Below are 25,726 nucleotides of genomic sequence, written 5' to 3'. Positions count from 1 at the left end.
AAGCGGTTGCGCGACAGTGATGGTGACGCAGTCCGCCTTGATTCCCGTCCAACGCTTCCCTAGTGTTGGGCACCGACCGCTGTGGGTCGTCTGCCTCGGCCCTTCCCTCACGCGAGGCGCCCGGCGGTCGGTTGTAAAGGAGTCGATGCCGGTGGCAACCGTGCCCCCTCATCGTCACGCCCCGGGGCTGTCCGTTCGACCGGGCGGTCTACGCCGGGTCGCCCACCGCCTGCTCGTCCTGGTCGCCGCCGCGGCCGTCGGCGCCGGCATGCTCGCCGTTCCGGCGCATGCTGAGCCCACGGTCGACGAGATCGAGGCGCAGATCGACAAGAAGTGGGAGCAGTTGGAGCCCACCATCGAGCAGTACAACAAGGTGCGGGCGGAACTGAAGGTCAACCGCAAGAAGTCGGCCGACCTGCAGAAGAAGATCGAGCCGCTGGCCCTGCAGAGCGAGTTGGCGCTCAACCGCGTCGGTGACCTCGCCTCCCGCTACTACATGTCGGGGCCGTCGCAGGAGATCAGCGCGCTGCTGGTCAGCGCCAAGCCGGACACGCTCACCGAGCAGCTCACCCTCCTCGACCGGCTCGCCGCGCGGGAGCGCAAGGAGGTCGAGGGCGTGCTTGCCGTCCGGGCCAAGTACGACGGCGAGAAGCAGAAGCTGGACGGGCTGATCGCCACCCAGACCAAGCAGCAGAACGATCTGGCGGCGAAGAAGAAGCAGATCGACGCCGACATCAAGAAGCTCGAGGCGTCGCTGCCCAAGACCACTGTCAAGACCGCAGGCTGCCCGACCATCAACGGTGTGCTCAGCGACAAGGCCCGCACCGCCATCAAGACGGCCTGCGGAAAGATCGGCAAGCCGTACGTCTGGGGTGCCACCGGCCCGAACTCGTTCGACTGCTCCGGCCTGACCCAGTACGCCTACAAGGCGGCCGGGGTCAGCCTCACCCACCACACGGGCAACCAGTGGAACGAGGGCAAGGCCATCTCACGTGCCGACGCCCGCCCCGGTGACCTGGTGTTCTTCTTCAGCGACCTGCATCATGTCGGCCTGTATCTGGGCAACGACCAGATGGTGCACGCCCCACGCGCCGGTAAACCGGTGCAGGTGGCAAGCATCAACAACATGCCGGTCGCCGGGTTCCGCAGACCCTGATCCACATCACGCAACGACGACGGCCCCCGGTCACCGACCGGGGGCCGTCGCGGTTTCGTCAGTGGGTCAGCGGGGTGCGCCCACCGGGGACGGGAGCACCTGCACGTCGGCCAGGTCGACGTACATGATGCGGTGGCCGAACTGGATCTGCACGTACCTGTTGTCGCCGCGGATCACTGTCCAGTCGCCGGGCGAGGAGCCATCGACAGTGCTGGCCCGGTAGTACTCGCCGGGCAGCACCGCCCCGACGGCGTACCGCTGACCGGCGGCCAGGGTGTACTGCAACGGCGAGATGGCCTGGTAGGGCACGCCGGCCGGGTAGGCGGCCTGCTCCGGGTACGCCCGCCCGTACACCGGAATGGTGGCGCGGCCGGGCTTCGGGGTGACCACCACGCCGACGGTCCAGGTGGCGGTGGGCGCGGACTTCGGGTTGTGGAACCAGGCCCGCTGCCCGAGGTACCAGATGGCCGTCCAGTCGCCCTGCCGCCCGGCCAGCGCGTATGTCTGGCCTGCGGAGGCGCGGGCGCCGTGGTCCGACACCTCCATCGTGTTGGGGGTGCCGTCGGGGCGCAGCGCGATGTCGTTGACAAGCGGCGCGTCCGCGGCCGGCGCGGTGCGCAGCACCACCGACGACGAACCGCGCGACGGGCAGGGCACGCCGGGGGCGTCGCAGCCGATGAACGCCGGCCTGTTGGTGGCGTAGTCCGGGTCGATCCGGACCAGGCCGGTGGCCGGGGTGCCGGTGTCCAGCCGTGGCGCGTGCAGCAGGTCGAAGTAGTGCGTCCAGTCCCAGTACGGTCCCGGGTCCCAGTGCATCCCGCGCACTGTCGACGCGGTGGTGCCGGGCACGTTGTCGTGGCCGATGATGTGCTGGCGGTCAAGCGGGATGCCCAACCGCAGCGCGAGGTGCCGGACGAGCTTCGCGGACGTCCGGTACATCGCCTCGGTGTACCAGGTGCCCTGCGCGGCGAATCCCTCGTGTTCCAACCCGATCGACTTGGCGTTGACGTACCAGTTGCCGGCGTGCCAGGCGACGTCCTTGGTCTTGACGTGCTGGGCGATGTGCCCGTCCACCGAGCGCAGCGAGTAGTGCCAGCTCACGTACGTCGGGTCCTGGACGAGCTTCAGGGTGGTCGCCCAACTCGCCTCGGTGTCGTGGATGACTATGTATTCGATCTTCTGCCGCTTGGGCCGGTCGGAGAGGTCGTGGTTGCCGTAGTCCCCGTCGCCGAACGCCTCGTACGGCGCCGGGATCCACTCACAGGAGATGGTGCGGGGACATTCCAGCCCGTCCGGGCGGGCGAGCTTGCGCAGGCCCAGCCGGTCCAGCCAGCTGCGCTCCGGCCGTACCGTGCGGGCCGGCAGCGTGACCCGCTGGCCGTCGTCGGTCACCCGGGACTCGCCCGCGCCGATCGTGGTGAAGACCTCGTCGGCGAAGGCCGCCGCGGCGTCGGCGCTGTCCGCGCCTGCGTAGCGGGCCACCGCGCCGTACCAGGCGGCCGGGTCGGTGCCGGCGCCGACAGGCGCACCCAACTCCCGTTGGTACGCCGCCAGCAGCGCCGCTCCGCCCCGGATGTTCACGATGGCGTCGGTGCGTAGCGACTCCGGGGCCGCGCCGGTCAGCGCGGCGGCGGCGTCCACGGTCTGTAGGGCGGCGCTGGGCGGTGCGGGGTCCGCGGCTTGGCGGGGGGCCAGCGCGGTACGCGATTCGTCGCCGCGCGGGTCCTCGGTGCCGGCGTCGTGGTGGCCGCGTCCGGGCAGGGCGGCCACGTGCCGGGCGTCGGTCAGGTGCATCGGGCCGTAGCCGCCGCTGGTGCTCGGTGTGCCGGCGTTGCTGTCCCAGCGCGACTCCAGATAGGAGACGCCGAGCAGCACGTCGGTCGGTACGCCGTATTCGCTGGCGGCTGCGGCGTACTGCTGCTGACGGTCGGCTGTGGGTGCGGCGGCGGCCGGACTCGCGGACAGCGGCAGCGCGGTCGCGGCGACAATGGCGGTGACCAGCAGTGCGTGCCGGCCGGACGACAGGGTTGGATGGTGCATCGAACCCCCTAGATTGCGTGGGTAACTGTGAGGTCACCCTCCCGCCGGCCGGGAGCCCGCGTCAATACCTTTCCATATCTCGACAGGCTCAGAAGGAAACTTTCGCCCACGGTCCGTGACATCTCCGGACCGGTACGGAGTGTCACGGCCCCAGCGGTTGCGGATCGGTAACGGCCGTCTCTACTCTGGTCATTTGTCGGCCCGGTGGCAGGTCTGCCCGTCCCGGGCGGTAACGGACCGACACCGCCGAGTCGCTTCAACAGCGAGCCGGGGACCCAGGTTCCCCGGGGTGAATCCGCAGTTCCTGCGGTAGGGCGCCCACTTCCCGCCCGAACCCGTCAGCTAACCCGGTAGGCGGTCAGGAAGAAGGAGTACGGAACCCCGGTGGCACTCCATGCCCCGCGGCCGTCGTCCGGGCGGTCGGCGTCAGCCGACCCGACATCGACAGTGCCGCGTCCACGCTCGTCCCGCTTCGCCGCCGCCCTCGCCGCCCTCGTCGGCGTTGCCGTCGTCCTGACCGGCAGCGCCACGGCGGCCCACGCGGACCCGTCCGTCGCCGAGATCGAACGTCAGATCGACGCCGACTGGAACAAACTCGAACCGATCATCGAACGGCACAACGCCACACGTGCCGACCTGGCCGCCAAGCGCAAGCAGGCCGACGCCCTGGCCGCCCGGATCGCTCCGCTGGAGCGCCAGGTCGACGCCGCGATGGACAAGGTGAGCGCGCTTGCCGTCCGCGCGTACATGGGCGAGAACGTCTCCACAGTCAACGCCATGCTCGGCAGTCGGTCGCCAAGCGAGATGGTCGGCCAGTTGGAGATGCTCGACCGGTTCGCCCACAACCAGCAGCAGGACGTGCAGCAGGTGTCCGACCTGCGCGACGAGCTGGCCCGACAGAAGGCGCCGCTGGACGAGATGGTGGCCCAACTGACCCTTACCGAGGCTCAGTTGGCGGCGAAGAAGAAGCAGATCAACGCGGAGATCGATCGGCTACAGAAGCTGCGCCTCAAGGTGTACGGCAACGGCGGCGGCGGTCCACTGCGTCCGGCGCCCTGCCCGGCCAGCTACCCGGGCGGCGGCGCGGGCACGGCCGTCAAGTTCGCATGCGCCCAGATCGGCAAGCCCTACGTGTGGGGCGCCGAGGGCCCGAACTCGTACGACTGCTCCGGGCTGATGCTTGCCGCGTGGGCCAAGGCCGGGGTGTCCCTGCCGCACAACGCCGCCGCGCAGAGCCGGGTGACCAAGGATGTCAGCCGCGCCGACCTGCGCCCCGGTGACCTGGTCTTCTACTACAGCGACATCCACCACGTCGGCATGTACGTCGGCGACGGCTGGGTGGTGCACGCCTCCCAGGCCGGTCAGCCGGTCAAGATGAAGAAGGTCGACGACGGCCCGATCCACAGTTACGGCCGCCCAGGCTGAACCTCTGCTGGTCGAGGGCCCGTCGGGATCCGTCCCGGCGGGCCCTCGTCGTTCACCCGACCCTCAACGGGTCGGCCAGGCCCGCCAGTTCTGCCAGGAGCGGCTCGGCGTCGGCCCCCGCTGACCCTGGTAACGCGAGCCGTAGACCACCGAGCCGTACGGGTGGTCGGCCGGCGAGGAGAGCCGGAAGATGCAGAGCTGACCGATCTTCATACCCGGCCAGAGAGTGATCGGCAGGTTCGCCACGTTTGACAGCTCAAGCGTCACGTGACCGGAGAAGCCGGGGTCGATGAAGCCGGCGGTGGAGTGGGTGAGCAGGCCGAGCCGGCCCAGGCTGGACTTGCCCTCCAGGCGGCCGGCGAGCTGGTCGCCGAGCGAGATCACCTCCAGCGTCGAGGCGAGCACGAACTCGCCCGGGTGCAGCACGAACGGCTCGCCGTCCGGCACCTCGACCACCGAGGTCAGGTCGTCCTGCTGCATCGCCGGGTCGATGTGCGTGTAGAGGTGGTTGTTGAAGACGCGGAACAGCCTGTCGAGTCGCACGTCGATGCTGGACGGTTGGACCAGGGTGGGTTCGAATGGGTCCAGGCCCAGCGCACCGGCCTTGATCTCGGTGACCAGGTCGCGGTCGGAGAGCAGCATCGGACCACCATAGCGAGGCGGCCGGTGACCAGCGTGTCGAGGTCGCTCTTCGTACATTTGTTCGATAGAATGTCAGCATGGCTTCCTGGTCCGATTTCGCCGCCGACGAGCCCCGACTCGCCGACGGGATCCGCGTTCTCCTGCAGCAGTACGGGCCGGGCTTCGGCTACCTGGCCACGGTCCGCGCCGACGGCGGTCCCCGGGTCCATCCGGTCTCCCCGGTCATCACCGACGAGGGTCTGTTCTGCTTCATCATCGACTCGCCGAAGCGCCGCGACCTGGAGCGCGACGGCCGCTACGCGCTGCACTCGTTTCCGCCGGAGGAGAGCGACGACGAGGCCTACGTGGCGGGGCACGCCTGGCAGGTGACCGATCCGGCCCGGGTGGCCCGGCTGGCGCAGACCGCCCGAGCGGAGCCGCAGGTCGACTGGAGGCTCTTCGAGTTCACCGTCGACGTGGCGATGCTGACTCGCCGCGAGCACCACATCACTGGCATTCCTGGCCTCCCGCCGAGCCGTCCGGCCGTGCGGGTCTGGCTCGACCCGCACGCCCCGGCGGCGGCCGCGCCACTCGGCGTACCCCAAGCTCGCCCGACCCGCCTCAGCCGTGACGTCCAGTGCACGGCCGCCGCCTGACCACGGCCCGAAAGACGTCGGTGCCGGCTCCGTCGTGACGGAGCCGGCACCGGGTGTACGCGGAGAGGCTAGGCCCCGCGGTATGCGTTCCAGGCGGTCAGCATGCGGCTGGCCTGACCCGGGGTGAACTGGTACATGCACGAGTCGTAGGTGTAGTCCATGAAGTTGGTGATCGGGTCGAGCCCGGCCGCCGAGCAGGTGTTGCGCCCGGTCGGGCACTGGTAGGCCGGCGACGCCTCGGCCGGGGTGTCGCTGACGCTGTCACCCGAGCCACCGCAGCCACCCTGGAAGGTGTGGTAGAGGTTCAACCAGTGCCCCACCTCGTGGGTGCCGGTGTCGCCCTGGTTGTAGTTGGTCGAGGTGCCACCCGGCAGCGACTCGTTAAGCGCGACCACGCCGTCCATCGTGCTGAGGTTCCGCTGCGGGAAGGTCGCCCAGCCCAGCAGGTTGTTGCTCAACTCGCCGAGGTAGATGTTGAGCGTGTTCTTGCCGCCGGTGCGCAGCGAGGACTTCATCGACCGCTCCGCCGACGAGCCCTGCACGATCGGATACCACGACGGGTTCGTCACCCGGTTGATCCTGTCGAGCCGGAAGCCGAACGCCGTGACCGCGCCGCCCGTCGCACCGGCGTACGCCTGGTTGAGCACGTTGATCTGCGAGGTGATCATCGAATCCGGGATGTTGCCGCCCGCACGGGTGCTGTTCTCCTGGATCACGTGGACCACCACCGGGATGGTGACGGTGGCAAGCGCGGTCGCGCCGGCACCCATGCGGTAGTTGGCGCGCTCCCGCAGCGCCGCGGCCAGGTCGGCTTCCCGCTCGCGGACCTGGTCGGCGGTCAACTCGTTCGGGTCGTGCTTGGCAGCCCCGCCGGGCTTCATGCGGGCGTTGGCGTGGCTGTCGGCCGGCTCCACGCAGGCGCCGTCGGGCGCTGCCGAGAAGGCTGATGCGGCCGGAACGACACCCACCGCAGCGGTGCTGAGCAGCAGCGCGAGGGTCGTCGATGCGACACCGGCGGTGCGCCGGGTCAGCAGGTTGGGACGGAGTCCCATGGGCCCACCTCTTTCTGGCGGCGCGGCAGGGGGTGTGTCACGCCGTGGCTGGGAACGTGTGGCAGACGTTACAACCCATCGATGCATTTGAGAACGCCCATATATTGCCGTGAGGAAACTTCTTGCTGGCCGCCTGCCGCTGTCGGCGCGCGGGGATGCCTGGGTGCACCGGCTCGGTGACTCGGGTACAGTGGTCCCGCCTGCGGGTGTAGTTCAATGGCAGAACATCAGCTTCCCAAGCTGACAGTGCGGGTTCGATTCCCGTCACCCGCTCCACGTACGGAAGCCCTGGTCAGGACACATGTCCCGCCAGGGCTTCCGTGGTTCTAGGTCATGCTGAAACAGGGATGGGCCATTAATGGGCCATTAGCTCGCCTCGGCGGCCGGTCCGTCGCCCTCGGCAACCCGCTTGACCTTGCGCTTGCTCGGCTTGCGCCGGGCAGCCTTGACCGCCTTGTCGATCGCGTCGGCGATGCCCTGGTCGGCCTCCCGATTGGCGTGCTGGTAGATCAGCGCGGCACGCGGGCTGTCGTGCCCCATCCGCGCCATGATGTCGCGCAGGCTCGCGCCGGGTGCCCGCGACGCGAGCGTATTGCCGGTGTGCCTCAGGTCGTGGAAGTGCAGCCCGGCCGCGCCGATCGCCGCTACCGCCTCGGGCCACTTGACTAGCTTGTTGAAGTTGCCGCGCCAGAGGTTCCGGCCGCTCTCGCCGGTGAACACGAACGCCTCGGATGCCTCGCCGACGTGGCTGCCCATGTGCTGTTTCAGCAAAGGTAGAGCCGCCTTGGGAAGGGCCACGGTCCGCGCGCCGGCCCGTGACTTTGGCGGGCCGAGGATCAGGCCGGTTCCGCGGTGCTCGACGAACGCCTGTCGCACCCGCACCGTGCCGGCCGACAGGTCGACGTCGCAGCGTTGCAGGGCGACCGCCTCGCCCCACCGCAAGCATCCGAACGTCGTGACCAGGATCAGCGCCCGGAAACGCTCCGGCATCCGCTCGGCCAGCTCGAAGATCTGCGGGACGGTGAGGACCGGCCGCTCTGCGGGCTTCTCCTGGTCGGCACCGACGACGCGACACGGGTTGACCCTGATCAGTTCGTCCTCCTTGACTGCGGTCATCAGGACCGCGCGTAGCAGCCGGTACGCCTTGGCGGCCATGGTCACCGACACGCCCTCGGCCAGCAGTCGCGACCGCCACTCGCGGACCATAGGCGTGTCGATCCGGTTGAGCGGCATGTCGCCGAGGTGCGGCGTGATGTGCCTGCCGAGGGTCCAGCGGTACAGGTGCACTGTCCGGGGCCGCAGGTTCGGCCGCTCGGCGATCCACCGCTCGGCGTAGTCGCGTAGCCGGATCTTGCCGCGCTCAGGGTCGATCCACTCGCCCCGCATCATCTGAGCCTCGACCAGCGACAGGTACTTCTCGGCCTCGGGCTTGCGGGCGAACGTCTGCGGAGCGGAGCGCATCCGCCCGTCCGGGCCGGGGTAGCGAGCCTGGTAGCGGCCGGACTCGCGTTTGCGGATGTTGCCGAATCGACGGTGTCCCTCTTGGTTTGCCATGATCAGGCGACACTCCTCAATCCGCGCCAAACGGTCTCTGCGGTCATGGGCTCGACTCGTCCGGCGTGGACGAACGCGGCCAGGTCGGCGGGGTCGATCCGGATCGACCGGCCGAGGCGGTGAAATGCGATCTGTCGCTCGGCGACGGCGCGGCGTACATAGCGCACGCTCATGCCGATGCGGCTTGCGGCTTCTTCGATGGTCAGCAACTCGGCGGGCAGTTCCAGGACCGGCGCGTTCTGGGTGATCCGCTTAGCCATCGGGTGTCCTTTCCGGGCAGTGCGGCCTATCAGGGGCGGTGCGGCAAGGCGTTGAGGGGGTCAGTAGCGGCTTCTCCAGCGGCGAGAGCGGTTCGGCGGGGGGTGGCGGGCCGCGTCGACAGAGAGCCATACGGCGGCCCGCTGAGAGCCACGCTGAGCCAAGATCTCGGGCTTCCCGGTGTCCTTGTATAGGTCTGTGCTGAAACAGCCTCATAAACCCCTGTTTCAGCATGTTCGGCAGGGTCACGGCCAGAGTCCCGTTGTCCCCGGGGTGTCCCCCTCGTTTTCGCTGCTCAGGGCGGGTTGGGGGACAGCGGGGACAGCGGGGACACCGGGGACTCGGTACCGGCCGCCGGTGTCGGCGGCGAGTTGCCCGTCGGCGAGCATCCGCTGACAGGTGCGCTTGACGTTGTCGTAGGCGAGTCCGACCCCCTCGGCGATGACCTTGGGCGTGCTGCCGGGGGTGGTCCGCAGGAAGCGCAGGATCGTCGCGCGGGTCTCGCCGACCTGGTGATCCTCGGCGGGGCCGTCGAGCATTTGCCAGGCACCGGCGGCGGGGTCGAATGTGAGGGCGTACTCGTTCTCGTCGACGTCGCGGCCGGTCACGTGCAGCACGCCGTCACCCTGGTTACGCGCCCGCTTGAGCACGAGGGTGGCGTCAGCAGCTCCGGCGAGTCCGTTGGTCCCCGAGACCTCAGTGAGGAAGTCGTCGGATCCGGCCTTGCGTACGTGGTGGACCAGGACAAACGCGACGCCGTAGTCGTCGGCGACCTTCTTCGCCCGGCCGACGGCGGCGTAGTCGGCGTCGTAGGCGGATGCGCCGGGTGCGGAGTTGCCGCGCAGCTTGGCGAACACGTCGATGATGACCATGCGCGCGGACGGGTTGCGGTCGAGCCACGCGGCGATGGCCTGGTCGCCACCCTGCGGCAGCGGCGGGCACTCGGTGGCGAGGGTGAGTCCGGCCGGGGCCTTGCGCTGGCCGAGGACCTTCCCGAGCCGGTTTTGCAGGCGGCGGGCGGTGTCTTCCAGAGCGAGGTACAGCACAGGGCCGGGCTCGACCGGGATCGCGCCGAACGCCTTGCCGCCAAGGGCGACGTCCAGGCCGAGGCCGAGCGACATCCACGACTTGCCGACCTTGGGCGGGCCACAGAGCAGGTTCACGCCCTCGGACAGCACACCGGGCACGGCCCACTTCGGCGGGGCGAACTCCATTGCCATGATGTCGGCGGCGGTCCACGACGTGCGGATCCGGGCGGGCCGCTTCGCCTCTGGCGACAGAACCTCGGCGGCGTCGTCCGGTCCGGCGACGTGCAGGTGCGGGCGGTCGGCGGGCATGGCGCTCATGCGGCCACCGTCCGGGGGCGACGGGCACCGGCGGCGAGGCCAGAGCGGATCGTGCGTAGCGTCTCGAACCGGCTGAGGCCGATCGACAGTGCGGTCTGCTCCAGCAGCGCGGCGGCCTGGTCGACGGACAGCGCTCCTCCGGCGGCAAGCTGGCCGAGGGCGACCGCGGACACGTAGAGCGTGTGGTTGCGCTCGCCCTCGGCCGCGTGCCGCAGGTGGTCGAGCTGGCGGCCGATCGCGGCGTCCAGGTAGGCGCCGGTCCGGCCGGACGGCAGGTCGACAGCGACCGGGCGTTGCGGCGGCAGCGGCGCGGGGGCGAGGCGTTCGGCGAGCCAGCCGGGAAGGTCGGCGACCGGCAGGTCACGAGCGACCGCGTAGGGGCGGCCCGCGACGGTGCTCCCGGCCGCGACGACGTAGCCACCGTGGGCGCGGGTGTCGACCAGCCAGCCGAGACCGTTGCCGCGCTCCCCGGCCGTGTTGCGTAGGGCCTGGCCGCCGGTGGGGTGTCGGAAGTACAGGTGCGCGCCGCCCCGCCCGGTGGTCACGGTGTAGGTGCCGTCGGGCACCGGCTGTCCAGCGGCTTCGCACAGCGCGGCGAGCACGTCGACGCCGTTCGTCGCGGCCGGGTACGGGCAACCGGTCGGCGGGACCTGGTCGGGCTTGCGCACGTCCAGGTCGACGACGACTAGTCCGGACGGGCCGCAGGCGATGCCGACGCCGTACGGGGTCTCGGCCCAGCCGCGCCGGATCCGGTCGGGGTCGACGGTGGCGCGAGCCTCCCAGCCGGTGTGCCCGTCGCGGCAGCGCGGGTCCCGGCCGAGGCAGTCGGCGGCCTGGTGGTCGGGAAAGGCGGGCCGCTTGTCGTTCGGCCGCAGGGGGAAGACGTGCCAGCCACGCGCGGCGGCGGCGAGAGCCACGTCGCGCAGGGATTCGTTGTCGGGCATGGGTTTCGGCCTCCTGATGTCGGGCATGGACGGGTGTTCGCGCTGGTAGTTCTCGCCGGCACACGCTGCGCAGTAGCGGGCCTTCTCCCATCGGGCGACCTGCAACGGCTGACCGGACACGGTGTCTTCGGCGGCGACGCTGCGGTCGCAGATGTGCGGGTAGGGCAGGTCGGTTGGCACGAGGCGGCCGAGGGCCTTGCTCGCGCCAATCCAGTGCCCGCCCGTCATCGGCCCGGCCGCCCGTCGTGGCAGTCCAGGCACTCGCCGAGCGAGCGGGGGATGTAGTAGTCGCGCAGCTCACCGCAGGTCGGGCAGATGCGGCGGGCACGCAGCGCGGCCGAGATCGCGCGCCGCTGGGCCGGCGTCGCGGTGCGCTTGGTTCGGGCGAGGTCGAGCCGGTACAGGTACGCGGTCCGGGTGCCACCGACGCCCCGCCAGAGGATCTGCGCGGCGATCGGCTGACCGCCCGGCCGCAGGCCGTGCGCCCGGAGCTGCCTGCGAGTGGCGTAACCGTCCGGCGCACCCTGCCACCAGAAGGTCGGGACGTCGTACCGCTCGGCGTCGGGATCCCAGTAGGCGGCCCGGATCCGCGACATCAGCCGGCCCTCCTGCCGAGCGCCGGTTGGTCGGCGGTCCGGCCGCGCAGGGCGGCGGGCCGGATCGCGGCGACAGCGGCCAACAACTCGCGGCACAGGTGCAGCACGAGGCCGAGCTGCCGCCGGGCGGTGTCCTCGATCCGGCTGAGCGGAACGCGGATGCGGATCTCGGCGTAGTCGACGTCGGCAGCGCGGACGCGGGTGATGACGGCTCGGCCGCCGAGCGGCCCGTCGGCGATGATGTCGGGGGCCTGGTGCAGGGTCACTCCGCAGCGGTGGTCGCGGGTGCACCAGGTGGTGTGCGGCGTCTCGGTCCGGGTGAACCGGGCCATGGTCCGGGCCATCAGCGGGTGCCCTTGCCGTGCACCTCGCGGAGGCTGTTGATGATGCGGCGGCCGATGCGCAGGCGGCGTCCGTCGCCGTGGCAGCGGCGGCAGAGGCCGAACGCGCGGCCGAACGGGGAGCGACGCGTGCCGGTGCCGGAGCACTTGCGGCAGGCTCCGAACGGCCAGAGCCAGCAGCCGAGGGCGTAACACAGCGTGCCGATCACGGCGGCGAGGATCAGCACGCCGATCGTGGTGGTTTCGGGGGTCGCGGTCGCGGCGAGGGCAGGCACAGTGAGCCTCCAGAGGCGGTTTTTGGGCGTGAAGGGCTGGCGACGCAACCCGCGACCGGTCAATGTCTGCGCTGACCAGGCCGGTCGCGGGTTGAGTCGCGGTGACGCGACCGGTCGCGGGCGGGCCGCGACCGGTCAGGCGGCCTTGCGGCGGGCGATCGCGGCGTCGATGTCGTCGGCCTTGGCTCCCTTGAGGGCCTTGCCGGACCGCTTGACGTCAACGCTGCGTACACCGAACGACCGGACCTGAGCGGAGATCGACTCGGCGGTCACGTCCGCGTACGCCTCGGGGAGCCGGGCGGCGAGGCGGGCCGCGATCTCTTCCCACTGCGCGCCGGTCTCGCCGCGCTCGATCACGCTGCGGACGTCGGCGAGCACGTCGCGGACCTCGCGGGCGACGTCCTCACCGGCCGCCATGCCGGACAGCGTCCCGGCCGCCTCGCGCAGCTTCCGAGCGGCGATCAGGATCTTCTCCGCGTCGTCCGCGTCGGCGAGGTACGTGCGAACCGTCGGGGTGGCATCCGACGCGCCGCGCAGGATGCCGACGCCCTTGTAGCTGGGCAGCAGCGTCGACGAGTCGTAGCCCTCGGAGTTCGCCCCCGCGCCGAGGACCAGGTCGGAGACGTTCCACGAGCCGGTACGCAGGGAGAACCGCACCTGGTGGTTGTCCCGGAAGCTGATGAACTGCGTGGCGACCTGCCCGCCGCCCACGCCCGAGGGGCGTTGGGTGGCGTCGACGAACCCGACACCGGCCGCCGGGGCGACCTTGACCAGGTAGACCAGCAGAGACGCGATCTCCTTGCTGATGTCGCCGAGGTCGAAGTACTCCTGGAACTCGTCCAGCACGACCAGCCGTACCGGCATCCGGTACTTCGGGTCACGGGCGATCTCGCGGGTCAGCTTGCCCTCGGGGCAGATGTCGACCGGCAGCTTGGACAGCCGCTCGTACCGGTCCTGCACGTCGGCCTTGATCTCGCGCAGCGCTTCGAGCGCGATCTCGGCGGGGTCACCGTCGCGGGTCATCGCCAGCCCGAACGCGTACCGGTCGGCGACCAGCGAGAACTTGCGCCAGTCCGGCTTGCCACCACCGTCCAGCACCGTCAGCTTCACGTAAGGGTCCAGCGCGGCGTACAGGGCCAGCGAGCGAGCGGCGAACGTCTTGCCCTGCCGAGGCTGCGCGCCGATCAGGATGCTGTTCCACATCAGGTCGACGCTCACCTTGTTGCCGCGCTCGTCCAGCCCGAACGGGGCAGGCTGCCATATGTCGGTCGGCTTGCACCGCAGCAGCGGCGTCCGGCCCGCGCCCTGGGCGAGCGGGTCGCGGTCGGCGACCCACAGCGTGTGTCGCCGGTGCGACGACGGGTCGCGGGTGATGAACACCTGCGAAACCGCGACGTCCAGGCCCGAGGCGATCGCGCCGCGTGCCTTCACCGCGTCGTCGAACGTCTTGCCGTACGGCAGGTCGATCGACACCTGCGAACCGGTGCCCGAGGCGTCCCGGGCCATGGTCGAGCCGAACCCGATCTGCTGGTGCGCCTTGTCCGGGTGCCCGAGGCCAGCGGCGTAGTAGGCCCGCAAGATGATGTCCGGGTTCACCCGGCGGAAGCGGCCCGAGACGGTGGCCGGGGTGATGATGCGCCGGTCTTCGGGACGACCGATGTGAGCCAGGAACGCGACCAACAGGCAGGCGGTAAGCACCAGTGCCCACACCGGGGCGACGGCGTAGAGCACCGGACCGCCGACGCACACCGCGACAGCCTCGGCGGCGAGCACGATGCCGCGCCACATGCGGGTGGCCTTGACCTCGCGGTGCAGCTTGAGCCACATAGCGGGGTCGTTGGCGTCGGCGGCGGCCTGCCGCAGCCCGTACTGCTCCGACACCCACCACCACTTGAGCTGCCGGCCGATCAGCCGGAACGTGCCAACCCCGGCCCAAAACGTGGCGAGGGTGGCGTACCAGGGTGCGCGGACGGCGTGGAACCCGGCGCGGTAGCCGGTCAAGGCGGCGGCCTGCGCGAGGCTGTGTCGGATGTTCGGCCATGTCGACCAGTTGGCCGGCACGATCGGCCGCTTGCCGGTCGCGTCGACCGGCGGCAGCTCGACCGGCACCCCGCCGCGCTGCGGGGTCTCGTCCAGGTTCACCTCGAAGTGGGTGCCTGCGTCGGCGGTCCGGCGGGTGCGCTCGGCGTTCAGGTCGACCACCTCGGCGACGTCGTTCTCGGCGGCGGTCCAGTCGAAGTTCTCGGGGTTGGGGTTGGGAGCAGTCATGATGGGGGTCTCTCCTGAGGTCTAGTGACTGATGGCGGGCCGGTGACGCGGCGCTTGCTTGGCGGCGGGTGGCCGCGTCACCGGGCGGAGCTAGGCGGCGGCGAGGGCGGACGTTTCCGCAGGAAGCGGGGCAGATGGTGACGCATCGGTGACGCGCAGGGCGGCGAGGTGACGTCGCGCGGTCGAGACCGAGACACCGGCCTTGGCGGCGATCTGCGAGACCGGCGCGTCGGGCATCTTGGCGGCGGCCTTGGCGACCTTCTCGGCCGACACCGGGCGCGGTGTGACGCGCTTCGCTGGCGTCCTTGTGACCGCCGGAGCCGGGGCAGGCTCGACGGTGGGCGGCTCCGGTCCCCAGATGTCCTCATTGGTGTAGACCGGCTTTGACTCGGCCAGGTCGGCGCGAACCGGGGTCGGCTCGTCGACCGCTTCGGCCTCGGTCGGCCTCTCGGTGAGGGTGCGGATCCGGCCGCCGATCTCGACCAGGCTGATCGACGCGACCACGATCAGGCCGTCCACGCTGAAGGGCAGGAGGTAGGCCGAGGAGTCGGCCTCGCCGTACCGGGTGGCTATTACCTGTAGCTGGCGCCGTGCCGTCCTCGACGTCTTCGTCGTTGGTTGTGACAGTGCCAGCAGCCGGTAACGGACACTTCGTGCTGGTGTGTCTGTGACGGGAGTTGCTGGTGGGGTTTCGAGTCCAGCGGTTGCGTGATCTGGATACGAGCGCTGTGTCGTTCACGGTGGTAGGTCCGGGCGGGTTGCCGGTGGAGTCGGTGGAGGTGTTCCTGGCTCATCTGGTGGCCGTGGGCAGGTCGCCGAACACGATCGCCGGTTACGCGCACGATCTTCGGGACTTCGTCGAGTGGCTCGATCAGGTTGGCCGGGACTTCCGGGTGTTGAGCCTGGAGGAGCTGACCGGATTCTTTTCCTGGGTGGCGCGGCCGGTGGCGGCGCGGGTGCTGGGGGTGTTCGTGTTGCCGGGCACGCCCTCGGCGATCGCGTCGGCGACGCTGGTCCGGAAGCGGGCTGCGCTGGCGAGCTTTTACCGTTTCCACGCTCAACGGGACGCGTCGGTCCCGGCGTTGCTGGGCTCGTCGGTAGGGCCGCGGGCGACGGGAGAGTTCGTGCCGATGCTGGTGCACACCCGTCGGGCCCGGCCGGGGCCGGAAACGTTGAGTCCTATCCGGATTGCGGTATCCCGCAAGCCTGCGATCGCGCTGTCGGATGCACAGGTGGCGCGGCTGGTGGTCGCGTGTGCACGGCGGCGGGATCGGTTCTTGCTGATTTTGCTGGATCAGACGGGGTTGCGGTTGGGGGAGGCGTTGGGGTTGCGGCACGCAGATCTTCGGCTGCGTGCCGGTGAGGTGCGGGTGGTCCCGAGGGAGGGCAACGTCAACGCGGCGCGGGTGAAGGGGTTGAAGGCGCGGATAGTGCCGGCAGGGGCGGTGGTGTTTGACGCGTACGCCGACTACATGGAGGTCGAGTACGGCGTGTTGGATAGCGACTGGGTGTTCGTCAACCTGTTCCGGCCGCCGGTCGGCGCGCCGATGACCGCTGGTGCGGTGGCCAAGCTGGTTGGGCGGTTGCGGGAGCGCACGGGGATTGCCGAGTTCACGCCGCATGTTCTGCGGCACGGGTATGCCACGCGGCTGCTGCGGGCGGGCGTGCCGGTGGAGGTGGTGGCCGAGTTGCTCGGGCATGCCAGCGCGACCACGACGTCGCAGACCTACAGCCACCTGGGCGTTGAGGACCACCGCCGGGCATTGCAGACGGCGGGGGTTCTGGCGTGACCGGGCGTCGGCCGGGTTTTCCGGCTGGCGCGCCTGATTGCGCTGGGTTGTTGGAGCTGTTGATGCGGGAGGTGCGTCCGCGGTTCCGGGCGGAGGTGTTCCGTCCCGACCGCGATGACATGGTCTTCGTCACGGGCGAGTGTCGGGTGGTCAACTGTCCAAACATGGTCGGGCAGCCGACGCGGGGGATATGCGATAGCCACTACCAGCGGTGGTTGTCCACTCGGTCAGAGGCGGTCGACTTTGACGCCTGGCTGGCGGGTGAGGATGAACGCCTCGCCAGGCGCGGTGTCCCGCCAGCGTGCGATGTGGTGGGGTGCAACCGCTCGACGTTGTATCGAGGGCTGTGTCCGCGGCATGCGCCTCGTTGGGCCGCGGCGGGCAGGCCGGACCGGGAGCGGTGGTTGGCCGGCGCGCGCTACACCCCCACCTCGGACGGGGAACGCGACTGCACCTTCACCAGTTGCCCTCGCTGGACGAACGGCCCGGGCAACCCGTTCTGCCAGCACCACCACAGCCGGTGGACGGCCGCGGGCCGACCGGACCCGGTCCAGTGGCAGGCGGACCTGCGGGCCAAGGCTGGGATGCGGCAGGTTCCGCACGTCAACCTCGCCCGCCTGGACCGGGGACTGCGTCTGGAGGTGCAGTACGGGCTGCAGTGCCGCCACGACGAGGCCAACAAGCGCACCACCGCCCGTGCGGTCACCCTCGCGGTGAAACGTCTGGCCGATGCCGGGGTGACCAGCATTCTGGATCTCGACGAGGACGGCTGGCGGACGTTCTTCGGCACCAACCGACGTATCTACGAGGGCAAGCGCCTCTACGCCTCTGTGTCACTGAAGTTCGTTCTCGACACCCGCATCCGGCTGCAGCGGTTGCTGATCGGTGATGACCCGTGGGCCGATCAGTATCCGCTTGAGGTGTGGGACCTGCGGCTGCTCGGCGTCGCCGCAGCGGGGCTGCGGTTCCTGCGCTTCGGTGGCATCGCCCAGCCGTGGCTGGGCGAGTTGGCCCGACGGTGGTGCCGGTGGCGGCTGGCGCAAGGCCTGACCGTGAGCACCGTGCATAGCAACCTGCTCGGGTTGACCAGCTTCGCCGCACGCTTCGCCGCCCATGCCGGGCCTGCGGCCGGGCCGGAGCAGCTGACCCGCCAGGAGATTGAATCGTGGCTGGCCGGTGGCCGGCCCGCCGGGCACATCGGCGGCGTCGGCCGGTTCCTACGCGACGTGCAACGTCACGGCTGGGCACCCGGAATCCCCGGCAACGCGCTGATCTTCGACGACTTCCCGCGCAAGCCGGCGTCCAAGCCTCGCTGGATCAGCGAGCACCTCATGCGGCAACTGGAGTCCGAGACCAACCTTGCCCTGTTCGGCAACGACGACGCCCGGCTGATCCTGCGCATCCTCATCCACTGCGGCCTGCGCCTCAAAGACGCCCGGCACCTACCATTCGACTGCGTGGTGCGCGACAACAGCGGCGCCCCCTACCTCGCCTGGATCAACCACAAGATCCACCAGCGGGCCGCGTTCTTCCCGATAGCCGAGGACCTCGCCACCCGCATCGCCGACCAACAGACCACGGTCCTCGCTCGCTTCCCCGATGGCTGCCGGTGGCTGTTCCCCGCGCTGAAAGTCAACCTCGACGGGGCGCGGCCGATGCCCGACATCTCCTTCCGCGACTACCTCGACACCTGGCTACGACGCATCCGCCTCGTCGACGAACACCGCCGACCCGCCCGGGTCACCGCTCACCAGTTCCGCCACACCCTCGGCACCAGACTGATCAACGCCGACGTCCCCCAGCACATCGTGCAGCAACTACTCGACCACATGTCACCGCAAATGACCGCCATCTACGCCCGCCTGCACAACAGCACCGTCCGCGCCCACTGGGAGAAAGCCGTCAAGGTCAACGCCGACGGCCACACCGCGGCCATCCCCGCCGACCACCCCCTCGCAAGCGCGGCTTGGACGCGCCTGAGCCTGGTCCGCGCAAAGGTCACCCTCCCCAACGGCTACTGCGGCGCCCCCGTGCAGACCGACTGCGAGTACGCCAACCCGTGCCTGGACTGCCGGTTCTTCATCACCACCGCCGACTTCCTCGACCAGCACCGTCGCCAACGCGACGACACCGACAAGCTCATCGACGATGCCCAAGCCGCAGGCCTGTCCCGCATCGCAGAACGCAACCGCCGCACCCTCGGCAGACTCGACGCCATCATCACCGCCCTCGAAACCACCGGCCCCGGACAGGTCCTCGCCGGCGGCACCGTGGAGACACTCGATGCCGCCAGCTGACAACACGGCCGCCCTTGCCGAAGCCACCCGCCGCCGCGCCGAACAGGCCCGCACCCGCGCAGAGCACGCCCTCGCCATCGCTGCCCGCATCGGGCGTCCGACCAGCGTCGCCGGCCTCGCCCGCACCGCCGGCATCTCTCGGTCCTGGCTCTACACCCAACCCGACCTCATCGCCGCGATCCGGCTACTCCAGCAACGTCAACCCGCCACCAACCGCACCGGCCCACAGCCAGCCAGCGTCGCCTCGATGCGACACCGACTCGACACCGCCCTCGCCCGCATCAAACAACTACGCGCCGACAACGCCGAGCTGACTCACCGGCTTGAAACTGCTCACGCCGAGATCCGCCGGCTCCGGATTCACGCTCCGACACGACTACCCTGACCACGATCTACCTGCAGGATTCACACAATCAGGCATACGGCACCTATCGATACCACTCGCCGCATCTCAGGGTGACTTTAAGAGATCAGACTGCGTTGATCATGTTTAGGGGCATCGAAGTCGTGCGCCCCTCGATAACATGAGTGCCTGCCGGCAGGAAATCGTTCAGGACGACGAATAGCGTTAGGGGAAATCGTGCCACGAATTCGGGCTCTCGTGCTCGCCGCAAGCCTCACTGTCGCCGTCGTTTTCGGGTCAAGCCCGCAGGCGTCCGCCGCAGAGCGAACATCCAATTTTGCACAACCGGCGGCGACGACGCCACAATCAACCTTCGCTACCTGGGTTCCCTGGGATGGTAATCAGATAACCAGCCTCGCCAACTGCCAGAGCCGCCGTCAGTACATCTCCACGACGTACAACATCAAACTTAGCGACCTTCGCTGTGACCGCATCGACATCGGGATACCGCCCTGCCCCGTCTACCGCTGGATCTTGATGGTCAATGCCGACGCGTTCGCGGTCCAATCGGTCCCGGCTGTTCAGCCCGTCACCCAACCCGCCCGCGCGCTATGCTGACGCGTGTCGCAGAATCACACGCCGGGACCAGGTGACGCGCCGTGGTTGCCCCTCGTCCTGGACGAGGGGCAACCCGCTCAAACCGAAGGCATGCTCGCACACATCAAGGGCCACCCACTCATCGTTACCGACGATGGCTCCGTCATCACCTTGAACGAAACGAACGTGGCCGCAACGCTCGCCGTGCCCATCCGAATAATTGATTCGAGCATCGACATTTCGGATTTCGATGGGCAACAGGTCATCGCTACCGGCGTTCTGCAAGGCCTGCAACTCGCCATAGAGTCGCCACCGGGGCTGACTTCTCGGCCAGTATTAGAAAAAACAGCACTCAGCCGTCGCCGGTCCATCTCGGCTCGTTCCAGGAGTTCAAGATCTGCCGCCACGCGTCGACCAGCCGCGGAGCAAACCCTGATAAAGCATGGAACTCTCCTCGACGCGTGGACCGACGAGCGGACGGGAAGGCGTTTGGCGCTTACAACTGACGTCGCGGCGATTAAAGACGCGCTAACGCCGTTCTACGGGAACACCCTCAGCGTCATCGAGAGCAGATGGAGTCGGCAGTATCTCGACGAGATTCACACCTCCATCGACGAAGAGCTTCTGCTGTCCTCTGGGAACACGATCAGCCCCAGCAACCAGCTGCAGGCAGCGATGACACTGCTTCACCTGCCCTCGCGGCTGGCGCGTCACCTGGCCAGGTTTCCCGCTGATGCTCTCCACGTGAAGGTGCTTGTGAAGCCGCTCGCGACCATCTGAACCCTTGTTCCGGCGCCGGCCTACCAGCCATCCCGTGAGACCGGACCGAGCGCGCTGGACAACCAGCGACATCAGGGTCTTGGGCGTCTTCTCACTCTCAATTCTCCGAGGCTCCGAACCACGCCACGGACATGTCTACGACGTGGACAGCGAGGTCCATCGCACGGCGTCAGGTGGAGCTACAGATAACGGCGACGCCGACCATGTGCCAGTACGACACCCATGCCGCGATGCCCGCGATGACGGCGGTTGCGCCGAGACGGACGGCGGACAGTGCGCCACGGCGCGCTGGAATCCGGGAGATCAGCTCGACTGCCAGCAGCAGCGCTACCGGCGACCATGCGGAGATTGCCTGGCTGATCACGTTGTCGGCGGCGTGAAGCACGTTGCCCGCCAGCGAGGCCGAAATACCGAGGGCGAACACCGAACGGACGCCCCACCCGATGCGCTTGAGGCGCTTGAGGTCCTGAGTCATCACGCGACCGCCTTCCGAGCGGTGGGACGCGCGGCCAGCTCGGCGGCGACGCGAGTCACGCGGGCCTCGGCCCGGCGCAGACGCCGCCAGTCCAGCGGCGACGGGCCGCCCTCAGCGGTCAACACTCGGAGCTCGGCGTCAACGAGGTCGATCTCTGCGTCGATCAGCGGCATCTCGCGCTCGATCGCAGCAAGGTCGGCGGCAGTAGGACCTTGGAGCTCGGACGGCAGGCGTTTCCTGTGCATCGATGGCTTCCTCTGCTGTTAGGTGCGCGGCCTAGAAGGCCGGTCAGCCCCGCTGGGCTGTGACCTACGCAACCTAACAACTGATAGGCAAACAGGTCAACTGTTAGGTTCAAAGTCGGCGTTGACCAGGTAGAACACGCAACAGCGGCCTACCATCTGATAGGCCGCTGGTAGGCTGCTCAGGTTCCCTGGCTGCCGTGAGATACGAGGTCCCGAGACATGACGTCCCCTGAACCCCGGCTGTCTAGGTCGGAAGCGCTGCACCTGCAAGTAGCCCGCAAGCTGCGGAACGACATCGGGGCCGGAATACTCCGGGACGGGGAAACGCTGCCATCTACCCGGGAGCTAGCCAAGCAATGGGATGTAAGCGTCTTCACCATTACCGAGGCAATGCGACTCCTGGCCGATGAAGGCTTGGTGGTCAGCAAGTCCAGATCCAAGCGTGTGGTGCACGCACCGGACCAGGGTCGCCGTAATGAAATACGGCTGCCACGGCCACAGGTAATCTTCGTCGGTGGTTATGCCGGAAGCGGCAAGACGGAGCTAGGCAGAATTCTCGCCAAGGAAACTGGCTGGCCGATGCTCGATAAGGACACGCTGACGCGACCAGTCGTCGAGGCCGCGCTAGAGATCCTCGGACTGTCGCCGCACGACCGTGAATCCGAAAGGTATCTAGCGCTGATCCGGCCCCGAGAGTACGAATCTCTGATGGCCGCCGCGCTAGAGAATGTTGGATGTGGAAATAGCGCCATCGTAACCGCCCCGTTTATTCGTGAGTTCAACGACGCATCTTGGATCACCCGCACCCGAGCCATGTTTACCGGCCTCAAGGCTGCCACTACTTTAGTTTGGGTCTACTGTGATGCCGACTCGATGAATGGCTACATCAGACAGCGGGGAGCAGCGAGAGACGGAGCGAAGCTTGCCGACTGGCCGGGTTACGTCGCCAGCATCAACCTTGACTTCCGGCCCTCGGCCCCTCACGTAGTCGTCAATAACTGCACGTCGGGCGAACCGTTGCAAAGTCAAGCCGCAGATTTGCTTAAGACCGTCATCGGTGGAGAGCAGCCATGACTCCAGGCGTAATCCTATACGGTCCGCCAGCCGCAGGAAAAGACACCGTCACGCAAGAATTGGTCAAGCTGCGAAAAGACTACGCACTCTTCCGTCGAATCAAGGTGGGGCGTGGTCGCACGGACGGATATCGGATGGCAACGGCTGCCGACGTTGAACGCCTACGCGCGAATGGCGGCATCCTGTGGGAGAACGAGCGCTATGGATCAACGTACGTAATTGACTATGAGACGTTGGTCGATGAACTTTCGCGACACATCCCCGTACTGCATTTAGGGCAGCCTGACGGAATAAATGCCGTACGAAACGCTTTTCCGTCCGGCTCGTGGATCGTTGTCTACATCTGGGCCTCCCGAAGTGTCGCAGCAGCGCGGATCGAGGCGCGGCAAACCGGTGACACAGCGGAGCGACTCGCCGCTTGGGATGCCACCCCGCGAGTTGACGCAGACGTCGAGATCGACACCGGCGAACTTTCCGCCAAGCAAGCCGCTCAGCGCATCAACGACGCCGTCCGGCTACACGGCGCAGCGTCCCCCGTGTCCCCGCTGTCCCCCGAGGGTGATTGAGCTGCGCAAACGAGGGGGACAACATAGGCGGTAGGTGTCCCCGGCGGCCACGGCGCTAGTGTGCCGCGCCGGAAATTCGCCTACAAAATCGGGCGAGTGATTCGAGGATCTCTTCGGCGGTCTTGGTCCAGATGAACGGTCGGGGGTTGCTGTTCCAGTCGGCGATCCAGGATCGGATGTCGGCTTCGAGGGCCTGGATGCTTTTGTGGGTGCCGCGGCGGATTTTCTGGTCGGTGAGGAAGCCGAACCAGCGTTCGACCTGGTTGATCCATGATGAGCCGGTCGGGGTGAAGTGCATGTGGAACCGTGGGTGTTTCGCCAGCCAGGCGCGTACTGCCGGCGTTTTGTGGGTGCCGTAGTTGTCGCAGATCAGGTGCACGTCGAGCTCGGCCGGGACGCTCTTGTCGATGGTGATCAGGAATTTTTTGAACTCGGTCGCTCGGTGCTGACGGTGCAGCTCGCTGATGACCGAGCCGTCGGCGATGTCGAATGCGGCGAACAGGCTGGTGATGCCGTTGCGGTGGTAGTCGTGGGTGCGGCGCTCGGGCATGCCGGGCATCATCGGCAAGACTGGTTGGGATCGTTCCAGGGCCTGGATCTGGGATTTCTCGTCCACGCACAGCACCACGGCCCGTTCCGGCGGGTGGTGGTACAAACCGACGACGTCGACGACCTTCTCGATGAACTGCGGATCGGCCGACAGCTTGAACGTGTCCGCCCGGTGCGGCTTCAGGCCGAAGTCGCGCCAGATCCGGCCGATCGTCGACTTCGACAGCCCCGACTTCTCGGCCATCGACGCCCGCGACCAGTGGGTGGCGTTACGCGGGGTCTGCTCGAGGGTCGCCACGACGACTTCTTCGACCTTGTCCACGGCGATCGAGGGTGGCCGGCCGGGACGTTGCTCGTCGATCAGGCCGTCGAGACGTTCGGCCAGGAACCGCCGCCGCCACTTGCCCACAGTAGACACATGAACACGCAGATCTGTCGCCACATCAGAGTTCGAGGCACCTTCGGCGCACGCCAGGATAATCCTCGACCGCATCGCGAGGACCTGCGCCGACTTCGCCCGCCGCGCCCAACGAGTCAATGTTACGCGTTCCTCGTCGGTCAACACCAACGGTGCGGTGGGACGCCCTGTTCGTGCCATCACCCCACCCTACACCGACTTATAAGGCGAATTTCCGGCGCGGCACACTAGTCAGTCGCCACGTTCGCCCGGTCAGCGGCTGCCTTGGTCAGCAGATATTCCGTAAAGCGTTGTGCCTTAGTGGCACGTTCAAGAATGACGCCTTCTGCATCAAGGTAGGCATTTGACCACTCCTTCAGCTTGGTGAACAGATCCCGGAGGTCGTCTTCCTTTACTTCGAGATCGTCTACTGCAAGTTGTCGTAGAAGCTGAGGAGTGCGGACAGGGCCACCGTTCAACTTCTCCACGACCAGCATGGACAAATGAAATTTAAGATTGCTCTTCTCGGAGACCGTGGCTTCGGAGCCGAGCGACAAGATGAATGTGTCGACCTTTCGCTGAAGCCGCGCCGCCCAATAATAAATCTCAAGCGGTATCTTGTCATTGAAGACGCTCTTGTAGTCTTCATTGTTCTTTAGTAGGGAGGATGGCTTGCCGCGAGACTTGTCTGGCCTCGCCAGACCCATAGCCGTAATAGCGGCACCCAGCATTGGAATGCTAATAATTCGAGCTGGGTCCTTCCCGTCGTTCTTGTAGAAATTCTTCCGACGGTCATAGAACCAACCGTGCGCCAAGAAGGAGTTCTCTATGTTCCGTTGGATCTCGTCAGTCGCGCGAAGCGACGAGTCAGATACTGCGGTCTGCCGGTTCGTAGCCTTGATAACCTGGTCTCTGGTGGCAATGTCGTCGGTCACAATTATTCGAACCAGCAACATGCGATCGCTTGATATGGTTGGGTTATCTGACAAGACGCGATAAATCTCATGGCTGGTCTGCAATCCATTGACGACCTGGATATTCTCCAATGAGTAAGTCTTTCCCGCGCTGGTAGCGGCGCTGCACAGAATAGTTACACCGTTGTTTAGCCACCAGAACTCAGGGCCAGTTTCACTAGTCAAAGACCTGCGGATATCCTGGTTAACAGAAACGTTTCCCTCATAGTCGCGCACGTTGTCGTCAAACAAGTGCCGCCTCAGGCGACCGCGTTCGTCTACTATCAATTCGTAATAGTCGGGAAGCTTTACCAGGGCTACATGAGAGTTTCCGCTCGTTGCAGCCTCCTGGTACTGCATGGGTAGCGAGTATGTTGGCCGCTCGTTGTAGAGCGCCACCAATTCGGTCGCCCCTACAAGCTCGACGGATGTGCCCGAATTATCCGGAACCGCAGTTTCAATGAACGAGCGGAGCGCGTTTAACTTAACTTCGACTTGTGGATTTATCCCTTGAGCATTCCCCGGTGTTGCATAAGCGACGTTCACGCGAATTTTCGGTCTCCGCGTGAGCAATTTGCGCCACGCCGTACGAAATAGGTTAAACTTGGCTATTATCTCCTCGTTGTAAAGGTCCCTTAGTTCGTTCAGTTCTATGGTGAGATCAAGGAACCTTCTGAGGCTATTTTCAAGCTTGTCGAGTGCGGTTTCTTCGAATTTTGCGGAACGCTTGGTCTGGATAACCCAAAGTTCCAGCGTGCGGCCCTGCCCGAAATTGCTCGGCTTTGAACCTGGTACGACAATTTCCGAGTCGTCGCGAACTAAGATGTCATCGAAGAACACGTAGACTGAGTCAATTGCGCCGTCTTGTCCGCCTCCTACGACGCCAGACTGAACGTCTTCCAGGCTGAGGCCGTAGTCTCTTAGCACCAACTCTGATGCGAAAATCTCGAATGCGGTGCCTGAATCGAGGCTAGGAAAACTCTCGGCGCGCCACGCATCGAAGATCTGCAAGATCAGTTTCTGGGCGTTGGTCACTGACGACATGAATGATCACCCCACCCATCGTTCGGAGTCGTAGGCGGACGGTACCAGCCGCGCACGACCACAGCCGTTGCGGCGCGTTCCTTC

Annotated in this window: 25 protein-coding genes, 1 tRNA gene and 1 riboswitch; of the genes, 10 read left to right on the top strand and 16 right to left on the bottom strand. The window is 67.3% G+C overall.

The window, feature by feature from the left end:
- The first annotated feature begins 145 nt into the window (after nt 1–145).
- Nucleotides 146–1,156: an NlpC/P60 family protein gene (locus ACFY2Q_RS02990; RefSeq protein ID WP_387126991.1), complete on the top strand. Its 1,011-nt coding sequence runs from the start codon at nt 146–148 to the stop codon at nt 1,154–1,156.
- Nucleotides 1,157–1,222: 66 nt separating this feature from the next.
- Here the strand turns inward: ACFY2Q_RS02990 and ACFY2Q_RS02985 are convergent, their stop codons facing one another.
- Entirely contained in the window at nt 1,223–3,196 is a 1,974-nt protein-coding gene (locus ACFY2Q_RS02985; protein WP_387126989.1) for an N-acetylmuramoyl-L-alanine amidase, read from the bottom strand.
- Nucleotides 3,197–3,430: 234 nt separating this feature from the next.
- A riboswitch (cyclic di-AMP (ydaO/yuaA leader) is annotated at nt 3,431–3,567 on the top strand.
- Nucleotides 3,568–3,580: 13 nt separating this feature from the next.
- On the opposite strand from ACFY2Q_RS02985, the gene ACFY2Q_RS02980 reads away from it, so the two are divergent.
- Nucleotides 3,581–4,621, top strand: a complete 1,041-nt coding sequence (locus tag ACFY2Q_RS02980) for an NlpC/P60 family protein (protein WP_387126987.1) — start codon at nt 3,581–3,583, stop codon at nt 4,619–4,621.
- Between the two features lie 63 nt (nt 4,622–4,684).
- On the opposite strand, the gene dcd is transcribed toward ACFY2Q_RS02980, so the two are convergent.
- Nucleotides 4,685–5,263 carry a dCTP deaminase gene (dcd, locus tag ACFY2Q_RS02975; RefSeq protein ID WP_357003370.1) on the bottom strand — a complete coding sequence of 193 codons (579 nt, stop codon included), beginning with the start codon at nt 5,261–5,263 and terminating at the stop codon, nt 4,685–4,687.
- Between the two features lie 77 nt (nt 5,264–5,340).
- On the opposite strand from dcd, the gene ACFY2Q_RS02970 reads away from it, so the two are divergent.
- Nucleotides 5,341–5,898 (top strand): pyridoxamine 5'-phosphate oxidase family protein, encoded by a 558-nt coding sequence (locus ACFY2Q_RS02970; protein WP_387126985.1) that lies wholly within the window; start codon nt 5,341–5,343, stop codon nt 5,896–5,898.
- A 68-nt stretch (nt 5,899–5,966) separates the two neighbouring features.
- Here ACFY2Q_RS02970 and ACFY2Q_RS02965 read toward each other — a convergent pair whose 3' ends face one another.
- On the bottom strand, nt 5,967–6,950 hold the full coding sequence (locus ACFY2Q_RS02965; protein ID WP_387126983.1) for a zinc metalloprotease: 984 nt from the start codon (nt 6,948–6,950) through the stop codon (nt 5,967–5,969).
- A gap of 202 nt (nt 6,951–7,152) precedes the next feature.
- On the opposite strand from ACFY2Q_RS02965, the gene ACFY2Q_RS02960 reads away from it, so the two are divergent.
- A tRNA-Gly gene (locus ACFY2Q_RS02960) sits at nt 7,153–7,226 on the top strand.
- A 90-nt stretch (nt 7,227–7,316) separates the two neighbouring features.
- Here the strand turns inward: ACFY2Q_RS02960 and ACFY2Q_RS02955 are convergent.
- From ACFY2Q_RS02955 to ACFY2Q_RS02915, 9 genes are all read right to left on the bottom strand, one after another.
- Nucleotides 7,317–8,504, bottom strand: coding sequence for a tyrosine-type recombinase/integrase (locus tag ACFY2Q_RS02955; RefSeq protein WP_387126981.1), 1,188 nt, complete (start codon nt 8,502–8,504; stop codon nt 7,317–7,319).
- Between the two features lie 2 nt (nt 8,505–8,506).
- Nucleotides 8,507–8,764 (bottom strand): excisionase family DNA-binding protein, encoded by a 258-nt coding sequence (locus ACFY2Q_RS02950; RefSeq protein WP_124857467.1) that lies wholly within the window; start codon nt 8,762–8,764, stop codon nt 8,507–8,509.
- 243 nt (nt 8,765–9,007) lie between these two features.
- Complete coding sequence (locus ACFY2Q_RS02945; RefSeq protein WP_387126979.1) at nt 9,008–10,108, bottom strand: AAA family ATPase; 1,101 nt, start codon at nt 10,106–10,108, stop codon at nt 9,008–9,010.
- The gene (locus ACFY2Q_RS02940) at nt 10,105–11,280 is read right to left on the bottom strand and encodes a bifunctional DNA primase/polymerase (protein ID WP_387127569.1); all 1,176 of its coding nucleotides are present in this window, start codon (nt 11,278–11,280) and stop codon (nt 10,105–10,107) included. The genes ACFY2Q_RS02945 and ACFY2Q_RS02940 overlap by 4 nt, the downstream gene beginning before the upstream one ends.
- A complete protein-coding gene (locus tag ACFY2Q_RS02935; protein WP_387126977.1) occupies nt 11,277–11,648 on the bottom strand; it encodes an RRQRL motif-containing zinc-binding protein in 372 nt (123 codons plus the stop codon). Before ACFY2Q_RS02935 ends, ACFY2Q_RS02940 begins: the two co-directional genes overlap by 4 nt.
- Nucleotides 11,648–11,992, bottom strand: a complete 345-nt coding sequence (locus ACFY2Q_RS02930; RefSeq protein WP_387126975.1) for a hypothetical protein — start codon at nt 11,990–11,992, stop codon at nt 11,648–11,650. Before ACFY2Q_RS02930 ends, ACFY2Q_RS02935 begins: the two co-directional genes overlap by 1 nt.
- On the bottom strand, nt 11,992–12,264 hold the full coding sequence (locus ACFY2Q_RS02925) for a hypothetical protein (RefSeq protein WP_387126973.1): 273 nt from the start codon (nt 12,262–12,264) through the stop codon (nt 11,992–11,994). The genes ACFY2Q_RS02930 and ACFY2Q_RS02925 overlap by 1 nt, the downstream gene beginning before the upstream one ends.
- A 135-nt stretch (nt 12,265–12,399) precedes the next feature.
- On the bottom strand, nt 12,400–14,532 hold the full coding sequence (locus ACFY2Q_RS02920; protein ID WP_387126971.1) for a cell division protein FtsK: 2,133 nt from the start codon (nt 14,530–14,532) through the stop codon (nt 12,400–12,402).
- Nucleotides 14,533–14,622: 90 nt separating this feature from the next.
- Complete coding sequence (locus ACFY2Q_RS02915; protein WP_387126969.1) at nt 14,623–15,051, bottom strand: hypothetical protein; 429 nt, start codon at nt 15,049–15,051, stop codon at nt 14,623–14,625.
- 185 nt (nt 15,052–15,236) lie between these two features.
- Here ACFY2Q_RS02915 and ACFY2Q_RS02910 point away from each other — a divergent pair, with 185 nt between their 5' ends.
- The 4 genes from ACFY2Q_RS02910 to ACFY2Q_RS02895 all read left to right on the top strand — a co-directional run bounded on the left by ACFY2Q_RS02910 (nt 15,237) and on the right by ACFY2Q_RS02895 (nt 20,339).
- Complete coding sequence (locus ACFY2Q_RS02910; RefSeq protein ID WP_387126966.1) at nt 15,237–16,322, top strand: tyrosine-type recombinase/integrase; 1,086 nt, start codon at nt 15,237–15,239, stop codon at nt 16,320–16,322.
- Between the two features lie 404 nt (nt 16,323–16,726).
- On the top strand, nt 16,727–18,619 hold the full coding sequence (locus ACFY2Q_RS02905; protein ID WP_387126963.1) for a tyrosine-type recombinase/integrase: 1,893 nt from the start codon (nt 16,727–16,729) through the stop codon (nt 18,617–18,619).
- Nucleotides 18,606–19,004 carry a DUF6262 family protein gene (locus tag ACFY2Q_RS02900; protein WP_387126961.1) on the top strand — a complete coding sequence of 133 codons (399 nt, stop codon included), beginning with the start codon at nt 18,606–18,608 and terminating at the stop codon, nt 19,002–19,004. The genes ACFY2Q_RS02905 and ACFY2Q_RS02900 overlap by 14 nt, the downstream gene beginning before the upstream one ends.
- Before the next feature lie 666 nt (nt 19,005–19,670).
- A complete protein-coding gene (locus tag ACFY2Q_RS02895; RefSeq protein WP_387126959.1) occupies nt 19,671–20,339 on the top strand; it encodes a hypothetical protein in 669 nt (222 codons plus the stop codon).
- Between the two features lie 169 nt (nt 20,340–20,508).
- Here the strand turns inward: ACFY2Q_RS02895 and ACFY2Q_RS02890 are convergent, their stop codons facing one another.
- Together ACFY2Q_RS02890 and ACFY2Q_RS02885 are read right to left on the bottom strand one after the other, a co-directional pair.
- The gene (locus ACFY2Q_RS02890) at nt 20,509–20,814 is read right to left on the bottom strand and encodes a hypothetical protein (RefSeq protein WP_387126957.1); all 306 of its coding nucleotides are present in this window, start codon (nt 20,812–20,814) and stop codon (nt 20,509–20,511) included.
- Nucleotides 20,814–21,059 (bottom strand): DUF6284 family protein, encoded by a 246-nt coding sequence (locus tag ACFY2Q_RS02885; RefSeq protein WP_387126955.1) that lies wholly within the window; start codon nt 21,057–21,059, stop codon nt 20,814–20,816. The genes ACFY2Q_RS02890 and ACFY2Q_RS02885 overlap by 1 nt, the downstream gene beginning before the upstream one ends.
- Nucleotides 21,060–21,278: 219 nt before the next feature.
- Here ACFY2Q_RS02885 and ACFY2Q_RS02880 point away from each other — a divergent pair, with 219 nt between their 5' ends.
- Nucleotides 21,279–22,133: a GntR family transcriptional regulator gene (locus ACFY2Q_RS02880; RefSeq protein ID WP_387126953.1), complete on the top strand. Its 855-nt coding sequence runs from the start codon at nt 21,279–21,281 to the stop codon at nt 22,131–22,133.
- Nucleotides 22,134–22,267: 134 nt separating this feature from the next.
- The gene (locus ACFY2Q_RS02875) at nt 22,268–22,699 is read left to right on the top strand and encodes a kinase (protein WP_387126951.1); all 432 of its coding nucleotides are present in this window, start codon (nt 22,268–22,270) and stop codon (nt 22,697–22,699) included.
- 55 nt (nt 22,700–22,754) lie between these two features.
- Here the strand turns inward: ACFY2Q_RS02875 and ACFY2Q_RS02870 are convergent, their stop codons facing one another.
- Entirely contained in the window at nt 22,755–23,846 is a 1,092-nt protein-coding gene (locus ACFY2Q_RS02870; protein ID WP_387126949.1) for an IS630 family transposase, read from the bottom strand.
- A gap of 47 nt (nt 23,847–23,893) precedes the next feature.
- Nucleotides 23,894–25,633: an AIPR family protein gene (locus ACFY2Q_RS02865; protein ID WP_387126947.1), complete on the bottom strand. Its 1,740-nt coding sequence runs from the start codon at nt 25,631–25,633 to the stop codon at nt 23,894–23,896.
- Between the last annotated feature and the right edge of the window lie 93 nt (nt 25,634–25,726).

Origin of the sequence: Micromonospora sp. NPDC000316 (assembly GCF_042898885.1) — a bacterium.
Classification (GTDB): domain Bacteria; phylum Actinomycetota; class Actinomycetes; order Mycobacteriales; family Micromonosporaceae; genus Micromonospora.
The sequence above is the reverse complement of the archived record's forward strand: the minus strand, read 5'-3'. Positions and strand labels throughout refer to the sequence as shown.

Bases quoted from the DNA above. Each gene is read 5' to 3' on its own strand.
- dcd (WP_357003370.1), bottom strand. From the start codon at position 5,263: ATGCTGCTCTCCGACCGCGACCTGGTCACCGAGATCAAGGCCGGTGCG.
- ACFY2Q_RS02885 (WP_387126955.1), bottom strand. From the start codon at position 21,059: ATGCACAGGAAACGCCTGCCGTCCGAGCTCCAAGGTCCTACTGCCGCC.
- ACFY2Q_RS02935 (WP_387126977.1), bottom strand. From the start codon at position 11,648: ATGTCGCGGATCCGGGCCGCCTACTGGGATCCCGACGCCGAGCGGTAC.
- ACFY2Q_RS02945 (WP_387126979.1), bottom strand. From the start codon at position 10,108: ATGAGCGCCATGCCCGCCGACCGCCCGCACCTGCACGTCGCCGGACCG.
- ACFY2Q_RS02940 (WP_387127569.1), bottom strand. From the start codon at position 11,280: ATGACGGGCGGGCACTGGATTGGCGCGAGCAAGGCCCTCGGCCGCCTC.
- ACFY2Q_RS02920 (WP_387126971.1), bottom strand. From the start codon at position 14,532: ATGACTGCTCCCAACCCCAACCCCGAGAACTTCGACTGGACCGCCGCC.
- ACFY2Q_RS02965 (WP_387126983.1), bottom strand. From the start codon at position 6,950: ATGGGACTCCGTCCCAACCTGCTGACCCGGCGCACCGCCGGTGTCGCA.
- ACFY2Q_RS02880 (WP_387126953.1), top strand. From the start codon at position 21,279: ATGACGTCCCCTGAACCCCGGCTGTCTAGGTCGGAAGCGCTGCACCTG.
- ACFY2Q_RS02900 (WP_387126961.1), top strand. From the start codon at position 18,606: ATGCCGCCAGCTGACAACACGGCCGCCCTTGCCGAAGCCACCCGCCGC.
- ACFY2Q_RS02895 (WP_387126959.1), top strand. From the start codon at position 19,671: ATGCTCGCACACATCAAGGGCCACCCACTCATCGTTACCGACGATGGC.
- ACFY2Q_RS02985 (WP_387126989.1), bottom strand. From the start codon at position 3,196: ATGCACCATCCAACCCTGTCGTCCGGCCGGCACGCACTGCTGGTCACC.
- ACFY2Q_RS02950 (WP_124857467.1), bottom strand. From the start codon at position 8,764: ATGGCTAAGCGGATCACCCAGAACGCGCCGGTCCTGGAACTGCCCGCC.
- ACFY2Q_RS02990 (WP_387126991.1), top strand. From the start codon at position 146: ATGCCGGTGGCAACCGTGCCCCCTCATCGTCACGCCCCGGGGCTGTCC.
- ACFY2Q_RS02930 (WP_387126975.1), bottom strand. From the start codon at position 11,992: ATGGCCCGGACCATGGCCCGGTTCACCCGGACCGAGACGCCGCACACC.
- ACFY2Q_RS02890 (WP_387126957.1), bottom strand. From the start codon at position 20,814: ATGACTCAGGACCTCAAGCGCCTCAAGCGCATCGGGTGGGGCGTCCGT.
- ACFY2Q_RS02875 (WP_387126951.1), top strand. From the start codon at position 22,268: ATGGCAACGGCTGCCGACGTTGAACGCCTACGCGCGAATGGCGGCATC.
- ACFY2Q_RS02970 (WP_387126985.1), top strand. From the start codon at position 5,341: ATGGCTTCCTGGTCCGATTTCGCCGCCGACGAGCCCCGACTCGCCGAC.
- ACFY2Q_RS02955 (WP_387126981.1), bottom strand. From the start codon at position 8,504: ATGGCAAACCAAGAGGGACACCGTCGATTCGGCAACATCCGCAAACGC.
- ACFY2Q_RS02870 (WP_387126949.1), bottom strand. From the start codon at position 23,846: ATGGCACGAACAGGGCGTCCCACCGCACCGTTGGTGTTGACCGACGAG.